Here is a 10,920-nt window from a genome sequence, read left to right on the forward strand (position 1 = left end):
TCGCCGAAGACCTGGTGGTGCCGATCATGGACTTCCCGATCCGCATCGACCGCGACGCGCTGACCCTCGGCTACGCCGGCGTGTATGGCTCCTTCCTGCTGTTCGCCAAGCGCGCGTCCAAGAAGTACGGCGTGCCGGCGCGCGACATCCTGGTCGAGCTGGGCCGTCGCGGCATGGTCGGCGGGCAGGAGGACATGATCGAGGATACGGCCATCACCATGGCACGCGAGCGGGGGCTGACGGTATGAAGCTCGACCAAGCCACTATCGCGCGCCTCGCCGAGCACCTGGAGAACTGCGAGCTCGAGGCCAAGGACACCGTCAAGATCACCGACGAGTTTCCGGACATGGACTGGGACGATGCCTACGCGATCCAGGACACCATCAAGGCCCGCAAGGTCGCCCGTGGTACCCGCATTGTCGGTCTCAAGGCCGGCCTGACGTCCTTCGCCAAGATGAAGCAGATGGGCGTCGAGACGCCGGTCTTTGGCTTCATCACCGACTACGGCACGGTGCCGGACGGCGGTGAAGTGAAGGTGTCCGAGCTGATCCACCCGAAGGTGGAGCCGGAGATCGCCTTTGTGATGAAGCACGCCCTCAAGGGGCCGGGCTGCCACATCGGCGCCGTGCTGGCGGCCACCGACTTCGTGATCCCCGGCATCGAGGTCATCGACAGCCGTTACCGCGACTTCAAGTTCGACCTGAAGAGCGTGATCGCCGACAACACCTCGTCGGCCCGCTTCGTGGTCGGCGGCCAGCCGCTGCCGGTCAGCGAAGTGGACCTGCGCACGGTTGGCGTGGTGATGGAGAAGAACGGCGAGCCGGTGGCCTTCGGTGCCGGCGCAGCGGTGCTCGGCCATCCGGCAGCGGCCATTGCGGCCCTCGCCAACCACCTCGGTGCCCGTGGCGAGGAAATTCCTGCCGGTGCGCTGATCCTGTCCGGCGGCATCACCGAAGCCGTGGCGGTGAACGCCGGTGACAACGTGACCCTGCGTGTTCAGGGCATGGGTTCAGTGTCCATCCGTTTCAAGTAAGCAAGGGAGATAAGCATGCCTTTCGCGCAGATCTACATGATTGAAGGCCGTACCGAAGAACAGAAGCGGGCGGTCATCGAGAAGGTTACCCAGGCCCTGGTGGAGGCGGTCGGCGCCCCGCAGGAGAACGTCCGCGTGTGGATCCACGATGTGCCCAAGGCCAACTGGGGCATCGCCGGTGTCAGCGCGAAAGATCTGGGACGCTGATCTTTTCCCGGGGCCGGCGGCGAAGCCCGCCGTCGGCTCCTGACAATTCGGGCGAGTGACTTCGCACAACAACAAGAACTCCAGGCTTTAGTCATGGAGCGGGGCCGTTTTGGGCCCAAAAACAAAACAGCTGGAGGAGACCCAGTGAAAGTCAGATTCGAATGCCGCGCCCGCGGCATGGTCGCGCTCGCCAGTGCGACTACCTTTCTTGCCGCTTGCCACGCTGCGCCGGACCTCTCCGGAGTCGCCAGCGAGTCGGCCAAGCCCGTTCAACGTTATGACACCACCCAGGCCCTTGCCAGCAACGGCAAGTTCGTCGTCGCTGGAACCCAGAGTGGGGCTCTGTTGGTTTCCGGTGACCAGGGACGTACCTGGAAGCGCCAGCCGCTGGCCGGCGCCTCGGTGATCGGCATCGCCACCTGCCCGGACGGGCGCTTCGTGGCGGTGGATTTCTTCCGCAAGGTTTGGAGCGCTGATCCTTCCGGCAGCGGCTGGAAGTCCGTGTCCCTCGACAAGCCGCGCACGCCGCTGGCCATCAGCTGCGACGGGGAAGGTCGCTGGTGGGTCGCCGGTACCGGCGCGACACTGGCAGTCAGCGCCGACGCGGGCGCCAGCTGGAAGGTTACCGACCTGCAGGAAGACGCTCAGCTCACCGGCATCCAGATGGTGGACAAGGAAGTCGGTTACGCGACCGGCGAGTTCGGCCTGGTGGCGAGCACCACTGACGGCGGCGCCACGTGGGCGCGCCAGGGCAAGATGCCCGACGAGTTCTATCCCTATGCCAGCCTGTTTGCCAGCCGGACCGAAGGCTGGGTCAGCGGCATTGCCGGCCAGATCCTGCATACCACCGACGGCGGCAAGAGCTGGGCCAAGCAGACCAATGCGAGCCGCGCTCCGCTGTACCGACTGTTCATGCATGAGGGCGTGCCATACGGCGTCGGCGCCGGCGGTGTCGTCGCCCGTCTGGAAGGCAACACGTGGCGCAACGTGGCCTACCCGGATGCCGCGCCGGTCTTCCTGGCCGCCGCCGTGTCCCTGCCCGAACAACACGCCATCGTCGCCGGCGGACCGGGAGGCCTGCTGCGCCTCATCGGTACCCAGGCCCAACCGCTCGTCGCTTCCGCGGCCCACTGAGGCGCATCATGGTCAGCCAAACCCGTCACCGCATTACCCACGCCCTGCACAAGGGCGAGGCGTGGATCTTCGCCAACCCGAAGATCGTCCTGTCCCTCATCTTTCTCGTCACGCTGCTCTTTGGCGCCGTGGTACCGAAGCTGCGGATCTATTCCGACTTCGCCGACCTGCTGCCCCAGAACCACCCCTACATCCAGACCTATAACCGCCTGAAAGAGAATTTCGGCGGTGCCAACATGATCGTGATGTCGATCGAGGTGGAGAAGGGCACGATCTTCAACGACGAAACCCTGGCCCTGATCCACAAGGCCACCCAGGGCGTGGACAGCCTGCCTGGCGTCAACCACAACCTGGTCAACAGCCTGACCCACCGTACCGCCCGCAAGATCTTCCTTGACGAGCAGGGCGGCTTCGCGTCCGAGTCCTACTACGACCCGATGAAGAGCGGCCGCACGGTGGCCGAGTTGGAGCAGCTGAAGAAGGACGTGATCGCCAACCCGACGATCTACGGCCTGCTGGTGTCCCCCGACCTGAAGGCGGCCCTCATCAAGGCCCAGCTCAATGAGGCGGACATCGACTACCCGAAGACCTTTGCTGCCCTGCAGGAGGTGCGTGAGTCCCTTGCCAGTCCCGGCCACAAGATCTACGTCACCGGCAACCCGGTGCTGACCGGCTGGGTGTACACCTACCTCAACCAGATCGTCGAGATCCTGGCGTGGACGCTGGCGCTGCTGACTTTCCTGCTGGTGATCTATTTCCGCCGCCTGTACGGCATCGCGCTGCCGCTGCTTGGCATTGCCCTGTCGTCCATCTGGGGCCTGGGTTTCATGGCGTTGATGGGCATCAACCTTGAGCCACTGTCGCTGCCGATCCCGTTCCTGATCGCGGCTCGCGCCACCTCCCACGGCGTGCAGCTCGTGGTGCGCTACTACGAGGAACTGGCCATCGTGAAGAACGGCCAGAAGGCCGCCCGCAACGCGCTGGACGCGCTGTTCCGGCCGGGCTCGCTGGCGATCATCGTGGACGCGGTGGGTATCGCCGTGCTGGTGCTCGGCGCCGCACCGTTCAATCACAAGCTCGGCCTGGCTGCCGGCTTCTGGGGCTTCTCGGTGATCTTCACGGTGCACTTCATGGTGCCGCTGGCCCTCACCGTGCTGCCGGCGCCGAAGAACACCGTCAATGCCAACGAAGGCGTGCGCAACTTCCTCGGCGCGGCGATGGCCCGTACCGGCGGCACGGACGGCGGCGCCCGCAGCATCCTGCTGCTGACGCTGATCGGCGCCGTCGGCGGCCTGTATTTCGTCGGCAAGGTCCAACTTGGCGAGTCGGAGCCTGGCTCCCCGCTGCTCCACGTCAATCACGACTTCAACGTGTCCACCAAGGCCATTAACACGCGCTTCCCCGGTTCCGAGGAGCTGCACGTGCTGATGCGCACCGACGAGAAGGGCGGGATCAAGCGTCCGGAAGTGATGGCGGCCATTGAGCGCTTCCAGGCCCACATGCTGTCCGATCCGACCCTCGGCGGCGCGAAGGCGATTCCTGGCGTGCTGCGGGTGGTGAACAAGCTGACCCACAACGACGATCCGCGCTGGATGCAGGTGCCGGACACCGCCGACGAAGTGGGCGGTCTGATGTTCGCGTACATGGCGGCCAGCCCGATCCCCGGTGCGCTGAAGGAGTTCGTAAACGCCGACGAGAACGAAGCCGACATGGTCTTCTATTACAAGGACCACCAGGCCGACACCATCAACCGCGTCGTCGCGCTGGCCGAGGAGGGCAAGCGCCTGATCGAGGCCGACGTGAAGGGCATCCACATCGAGCTCGGCGGCGGCATCGTCGGCGTGACGGCGGCCGGCAACCAGGCCCTGCACACCGACCACATGATCATCATCCCGACCGTGATGCTGATCGCCTTCGTGATCGTGATGATCTACTACAGCTCGCTGCACGCCGGCTGGCTGATGGTCCTGCCGATGCTGTTCGCCACGTTGATGACCTATGCCTACATGGGCGCCGCGGGCATCGGCATCAATGTGAACACCGTGCCGGTGATCGCTGTCGGCGTCGGTGTCGGTATCGACTATGCGGTGTACTTCATGGACCGCATCCGTGAGGAATACGCGGTACTGCAGGACATCAAGCAGGCCGTGATCCGCGCCGTGGCCACCACCGGCTACGCGGTCAGCTTCACCGCCGCCACGCTGATCGCCGGCGTCGTGATGTGGATCTTCATGTCGGACCTGCGCTTCCAGTCGGATGCCGCGGTGCTCCTGTCTTTCATGCTCATCGTCAATGCCATCGCCGCGGTGCTGATCGTGCCGTCCTGGTGCGTGGTGTTCAAACCGAAGTTCGTCACCGCCGCCCACTACGACGCGGATGGCGTGCTCGAGAACGACTAGGAGGAAAGCCCACCACAGCCAAGCCTATCGATTCTAGGGAGGGCGGCCGGCTTTGCTCCGGCCGCAATCGAAAATTCAAGGAGGAGACACCATGAAGAACAGATCAAACCGGGCACAACCGGCTCTCACCCTTTGCGCACTGGCGGTGGCGTCCGCCTGTGCATCCCAGGCTTTCGCCGAGGACAACCTGCCCGACATGGGTAGCAGCGCCGAGCCGTGGAAGGTCGACACCTTCTACGAGAACCATACCGCCTTCCGCGGCCGTGACGACACCGGCAAGGTGGTCGGCCTGTCCAAGTTCCGCAACACCATGCAGGTCGAGGCGGACAAGAAGCTGTCCAGTGGCTGGGCCTTCCACGGCGTGTTCCGCGGCAGCTGGGACGGCGTGTATCGCATGAACAAGGGCCAGTACGGCGAGGACGCCGGCGGTGCAATTACCTCGCAGAGCATTCTGGGGGGCACGCAGACCACTGTGCCTTGGGGCACTACCTCCCCGGCCGGCCCGATCGGCTACACGGCCGTGGCTGGGCTCGGTCTGCCGGGCAATGTGTTCATGGATTCCTATCCGAACAATCCCAACGCCGGCCTGCGCGTCCTCGGCGACCGCTGGCACAAGACCAACGGCGGCGTGGGTTTTGCGACGCCGGTGCGCCCGTGCAACGTGGACAGCCGCGGCTGTGCCGATTTTGGCGGCTATGGCGACAAGAACCTCGGTGAGCTGGAGTTTCCCGAGTTCAACAGCCGCCTGGACTTCATCCGCGAAGCCTATGTGAAGAACAGCATCGACATCGGCGGTGGCCAGGAACTGTTCCTCAAGCTCGGCAAGCAGCAGGTGGTGTGGGGCCGTACCGACTTGTTCCGGGTGCTCGACGTGGTCAACCCCGTCGATTTCTCGCGTAACAACATCTACGACGAGCTTCAGGATATCCGTATCCCCATGTGGATCGCCCAGGCCGAATGGCGGATGGGCGCCAGCGAGTCCATGCAGGACCGCAACCTGCAGCTGATCTGGAACGTGGACCAGTTCCGCGCCAACAACCTGGGCCAGTGCGGTACGCCCAACGTGGCGCTGGACGCGGGCTGCTTCTTCCGCGGCATGAAGAACCTGTGGGACAACGGCGGCACCGTGGCCAACTTTGCCAACGTTGCGCCCAACACCTACCTGGCGACCAACTTCGGCCCCGGCCAGATCGGCCTGGCCGACGTGAACCTGCCCAAGTGGAGCCTGGCCAACACCCAGATCGGCGGCAAGTTCGAAGGCGTGACGATGGGCGGCCTGTCCTTCTCGGTGAATGCCCTGCATTACCGCTCGCAACTGCCGTCCCTGCATGGCGGCAAGCGGGCTACCAACTCCTTCACCGGCGCGTACCAGAATGCCTGGCCCTACCTGATCTCCTTCGACATGAACTTCCCGCGGGTCAACCTGCTGGGTGGCTCGTTGGACTTCCAGTCGGAGACGCTGGGCGCGGCCTTCCGCTTCGAAGGCGCGATGACCTGGGGCGAGGAGTTCGCCAACACCATCAAGCCCGAGCTGTTTTCCAAGAACCGCGTGTGGCGCAGCGTGATCGGCGTCGATCGGCCGATGTTCGTTCCCTTCATCAACCCGCACCGCACCACGCTGTTCTCCGGCCAGCTGTTCTGGCAGCACATCTTCGATCATGAGCTGGAGAGTACGTCGATGGGCATGCGCGGCATTCCGGACTTCAAGGACAACGTGATCGGCACCCTGCTGATGAAGGGCTTCATGGCCGGTGACCGGATCAGCCCGCAGCTGATCATCGCCCGCGACTTCCGCGCCCGCTCCCACGCCATCGCCCCGGCGGTGGAGTGGAGCACCACCGACAACCTGAAGTTCACCTTCGGCGCCAACTTCAAGGGCGGTTCCAACGGCCGCAACGAGTTCGATGACTGCCGTTCGTGCAACCCGTTCGCGCCCTTCACGTCCGGCTCCTATCCGGGGGATCCGATGGTGGCCTATTCCCGTGGCCTGGCCGGCATGGAGCCCCTCGGCCGCTTCCGCGCCGGCCCGATCGGTGCCGCGATGCGCGAAGACGAGATCTACCTGACCATGCGTTACAAGTTCTGATCGAGGAGACACAAATATGAAAAAGACCTTCATCGCCGCGGCTCTGGCCGTGCTCGCCTCCGGCCTGGCCCACGCCGCCACTGAAGCCGACGTGGAAAACACCTTCAACCCCTACAAAGGCGGGTTCCCCAAGGCCGCCGGTCTGAGCGCCGGTACGGTGATCAACAAGGGCAACGCCGACCAGTTCAAGGACGTGCTCCCGGCCGGCGTGTTCAAGCTGCTCAAGGACGGCCTGTTCGAGATCAAGGTCGGCCCGACGACTCAGTTCGAGCTCTCCAAGCCCTACATCGAGGCGACCCGCAAGAACCTCGGCAAGGCCAAGCTCGGCGCCAAGAACGGCGACATCGAAGGCTATGTGGCCGGTCGTCCGTTCCCGGAAGAGCCGGATGCCAAGGACCCGCGTGCCGGCGAGAAGCTGGCCTGGAACTACAAGTACGGCGTGAACTGGGGTGACAACGCAGCGATCTACCCGTTCTACTGGAAGTACCGCAACATGCAGACCGGGCAGGTCGAGAAGACCCTCAAGCTCAACATGCACTTCCTCAACTTCAAGCACCGCGTGAAGGATGCGCCGATGCCGGAAGTGACGCCGAACCCGTCCGAGCTGTTCCGCGCCATCTACATGAAGGTGCTCGAGCCCCAGGATCTGAAGAACACCCAGCTCCTGATCCAGCGCTACGAGGATGACCAGAAGCTGGATGACGCCTACCTGTACCTGGGCTTCCAGCGCCGCGTGCGCCGTCTCGCCACCGGCCAGACGACCGACGCCTTCCTCGGCTCCGACCTGATGATCGAAGACTTCGAGGGCTACAACGGCCGCATCTCCGACATGAAGTGGACCTACAAGGGCACCAAGAACGTGATCCTGCCCATGTGGAACCACAGCGACCTGAAGCTGGCCGGCGACATGCCGGCCGAGGGTGACGGGTACAAGTACGTGAACTTCGGCGGGCAGGGCGGCTGCTTCCACGAAGGCACGTGGCAGCTGCGCAAGGTCTATGTGCTTGAAGCGGCGCCGGTCAATCCGAACCACCCGGTCTCCAAGCGCGTGTTCTACATGGACGCCCAGCTCGGCAACCTGAACGGTGCCAACGAGATCTACGACCGCAAGGGCGAGCTGTGGAAGGTCTTCATGGTCGGCAAGTCCCATCCGGATCACCACCTGCCGCTCAACAAGGGCTCTGGTATCGGCATCGACGACGCCTTCTCGATGGTGGACGTCCAGAGCAAGCACTGCACGACCGGCCAGTTCAAGGGCCAGGTGGACGCCAAGCTGAACCCGCCGTCCATGTTCCAGGTGCAGTACATGCGCGGCGGCGATTGATTGATCCGCTGATGGCATGACTTCAGGCCAGCCCGCGGAGCATCCGCCGGCTGGCCTTTTTTCCCCTTATGCAGAGCTTTTCATGACGACTGAAATTCTCGTTTCCGGGGTCGGCCTGATTCTGGTGCTGGCCACCTGCGCCTTGGCGTTTGCGCTGGCGCGCCGCCCGTTGCGCCAGGTGCAGCGGCAACTGGACGACATCCGCGGCCTGCTCGACGATCCGAGCGCGTCGGCCAGCGCTGCCGACTCGGTGCGCCGCCTCGAAGGGCTGCTGCAGCAAAAGGTGGCGGCGGCGCGCCGCATGGGCGAACTGGCCCGCGACCTGATGGTGTCCTCCGGCACGCTGGTGTCGTCCTTCACCGATGTCGTGCAGACCGCCGACCAGCAGTCGGAGCTGGCGCTGGCTGCTTCTTCTGCGGTCAATGGCATGGCGGCTGGCATTGGCGCCGTGTCGACGGAGGCCGGGCTGCTGCTCGGCATCGCCGCCGACGCCCACGCCCGGGCCTCCTCCGGCGGCGGCCGGGTGGCCGAGATGTCGGACAGCGTGCGCGAGCTGGCCGGTGTGGTCGGTGCGGTGGGGCAGGAGTTTGCCGGCGTGCATGCGCACATCGAGCAGATCGGCAAGATCGTGCAGATCATCCAGGGCATCGCCAGCCAGACCAACCTGCTGGCCCTCAACGCGGCCATCGAGGCGGCGCGGGCCGGTGAGCAGGGACGCGGCTTCGCGGTGGTGGCCGACGAGGTGCGCAAGCTTGCCGAGCGGACCAGCGAGGCGACGGTCAGCGTCGGCGAGATCATCGCCGCCATCGAGAGCGGCAGCGACGGGCTCAACGTGCTGCTGGCGCGGGTGAAGGAACAGGCCGGCGCCAGCGCCGACAGCACCGGCGAGGCGGCTGAGACCCTGGCGGCGATCGCCGATGGCGCCAGTCAGACGATGGCGGCGGTCGAGAACATCGTCAGCCGGGCCAACGGCGAAGCGGCCTCGGGCGGCCGCCTGGTGGACGAGATGGGCGGCGTGGCTGGCCTGGCGCGTGCCCTCGACGAGCGGGTCAATGGCTGCGATGCCGGCCTGCGCCAGCTGATGACCGGGTTGGTGGAGCTCAATGGCCTCAGCGTGGCCATCGACGTGCGCCGTGATGCGCTGGTGGCGTTGCTCGATGCCATCGAGGAGACCCGCACCAACAGCATTCTGGTGGTCAATTCGCGCAACCGCGAGCAGGCGCTGCCGCACGTGGAGCGCATCGAGGCGCTGGATGGGGTCGTCGATGCGCAGCTCACGCAGATCGAGCGCAGCGTGCAGCACGCGGCCGGGCGGCAGGTGGTGCAAGGCTTCAAGGACGCGCTGCGGCAGTACCGCCAGGTCCGCAGCCGCATGCTGCAGCAGGCCCGTGCCGGCGAGCTGGGGTGGGTACGGACGACTGGAATCGGAGAGGTCAGACCCGCCTACAAGGGCTTGAAGGACGCCTACAGTGCGCTCGCCAACGCCTGCCCGTCCGTCAGCACCTAGTCTGGCGGCGACTGCGGAACCCGGAGTGGGGCGGTGATCGTGTTATGGTCGGCCCCATCGAGAAACGGAGTCTGTCGCATGAGCAGTCTGGAAAAGGGGCTGCGTTCTGCGGTGACGGAGCGGGGGTTGCGCGTGGCGCTGATCTTCGCTCTCACTGCCGAGCGCCTGTCGGTGCATTACGAGCATGGCCAGTGGTTGACCGCGGCCCAGGGCGCGACGCTGGTTGCCGACTGGCTGGGGCGTTCAAAGCGCAGCCTGCCGCTGGATGAGCGCAAGCATCTGTCGGAATTGAGCGACCAGCTGGCCCGCCAAGTGGCGGGTTCGGTGTCCCGCGAGGTGGGCTTGCACATCACCCACGAGATGATGGAAGCGCTGGACCCCAACCATCAGTCCGACGTCGGCCAGACGATGATGGTGGAGTGCGAGCGCATGCTCGATACGCCGATCGAAGGCTGAGGCTGGCGCGGGCCTTCAGTCCGGCAGATGGCGCAGGTCGCCGTCCACCACATCGCCGAAGCTCGGCCCGAGCAGGTAATTCACGAGGCGCTGCGCGGCCTTGTCCGGCGAGGTCAGCTGGCCGCTGCTCTTCAATGCTTCGAAACGCCCTTTCTGCGGAAATTGTTCGACGCTGCTGGCTCGGATTTCCGCCTGCATGCCGGTATCCACGACGCCCGGCGCCAGGCTGGCGACGCGCAGGCCGGGCAAGTGCTCGGCGGCCATGGCCCGCGCCTGGTGATCCAGTGCCGCCTTGGTGGCGCAATACACGCTCCAGCCCGCATAAGGGCTGCGCGCCGCACCGCTGGAAATATGTACGACACGCCGGTCGGCGCTTTGCCGTGTGGCGGCGACGAAGGCATTGGTCAGCAGCAGTGGTGCCGTCACATTGACAGCCACTGCGCGCGCGATGGCCGTGGCATCGGCCTCGCCGACCAGCCCTACCGGTTGCAGCAGGCCGGCATTGTTGATCAGAAGTGCGGTCTCCGCGTCGGCGAGGAAGTCGCGTAGCGACGGCGTGTTCAGCCAGGCTTCCAGGGATGGGGTGTCGGAGAGATCGAGTGATGCTTCCCGCAGCAAATCCGGATAGGTGGAGCACCGTTGCGGATTGCCGCTCCGGGCCAGGGCCAGCAGCGGAATGCCGCGGCGGAGGAGAGCGTCGGCAATCGCAGCGCCGAGGCCGCGGCTGTGTCCGGTGAGAAGGGCTTTGATCATGGGGCGCGATCGGGTTTCGGA

Annotated in this window: 9 protein-coding genes and 1 pseudogene; 9 read left to right on the top strand and 1 reads right to left on the bottom strand. The window is 65.2% G+C overall.

The features are described 5' to 3' along the window. From ACE3RX_RS17995 to ACE3RX_RS18035, 9 genes and pseudogenes are all read left to right on the top strand, one after another. A pseudogene (locus ACE3RX_RS17995) lies at positions 1–248 on the top strand (4-hydroxy-2-oxovalerate aldolase); the annotation flags it as partial. Further along, complete coding sequence (gene dmpH / locus ACE3RX_RS18000; RefSeq protein WP_374486348.1) at positions 245–1,033, top strand: 2-oxo-3-hexenedioate decarboxylase; 789 nt, start codon at positions 245–247, stop codon at positions 1,031–1,033. The pseudogene ACE3RX_RS17995 and the gene dmpH, both read left to right, overlap by 4 nt. A 15-nt stretch (positions 1,034–1,048) precedes the next feature. Further along, positions 1,049–1,240 (top strand): 2-hydroxymuconate tautomerase, encoded by a 192-nt coding sequence (locus ACE3RX_RS18005; protein WP_079437550.1) that lies wholly within the window; start codon positions 1,049–1,051, stop codon positions 1,238–1,240. 144 nt (positions 1,241–1,384) lie between these two features. Continuing rightward, a complete protein-coding gene (locus ACE3RX_RS18010; RefSeq protein WP_374486349.1) occupies positions 1,385–2,374 on the top strand; it encodes a YCF48-related protein in 990 nt (329 codons plus the stop codon). Between the two features lie 8 nt (positions 2,375–2,382). Beyond that, on the top strand, positions 2,383–4,773 hold the full coding sequence (locus tag ACE3RX_RS18015; RefSeq protein ID WP_374486350.1) for an RND family transporter: 2,391 nt from the start codon (positions 2,383–2,385) through the stop codon (positions 4,771–4,773). 91 nt (positions 4,774–4,864) lie between these two features. Beyond that, positions 4,865–6,859, top strand: coding sequence for a DUF1302 family protein (locus tag ACE3RX_RS18020; RefSeq protein ID WP_374486351.1), 1,995 nt, complete (start codon positions 4,865–4,867; stop codon positions 6,857–6,859). A gap of 16 nt (positions 6,860–6,875) precedes the next feature. Beyond that, positions 6,876–8,183, top strand: coding sequence for a DUF1329 domain-containing protein (locus tag ACE3RX_RS18025; protein WP_374486352.1), 1,308 nt, complete (start codon positions 6,876–6,878; stop codon positions 8,181–8,183). Positions 8,184–8,265: 82 nt separating this feature from the next. Then, entirely contained in the window at positions 8,266–9,690 is a 1,425-nt protein-coding gene (locus ACE3RX_RS18030) for a methyl-accepting chemotaxis protein (RefSeq protein WP_374486353.1), read from the top strand. A gap of 78 nt (positions 9,691–9,768) precedes the next feature. Further along, complete coding sequence (locus tag ACE3RX_RS18035; RefSeq protein WP_374486354.1) at positions 9,769–10,146, top strand: hypothetical protein; 378 nt, start codon at positions 9,769–9,771, stop codon at positions 10,144–10,146. Positions 10,147–10,161: 15 nt separating this feature from the next. Here the strand turns inward: ACE3RX_RS18035 and ACE3RX_RS18040 are convergent, their stop codons facing one another. Further along, positions 10,162–10,899, bottom strand: coding sequence for an SDR family oxidoreductase (locus ACE3RX_RS18040; RefSeq protein ID WP_374486355.1), 738 nt, complete (start codon positions 10,897–10,899; stop codon positions 10,162–10,164). Positions 10,900–10,920: the final 21 nt, after the last annotated feature.

The organism is Zoogloea sp. (genome assembly GCF_041914405.1).
Taxonomy (GTDB): domain Bacteria; phylum Pseudomonadota; class Gammaproteobacteria; order Burkholderiales; family Rhodocyclaceae; genus Zoogloea.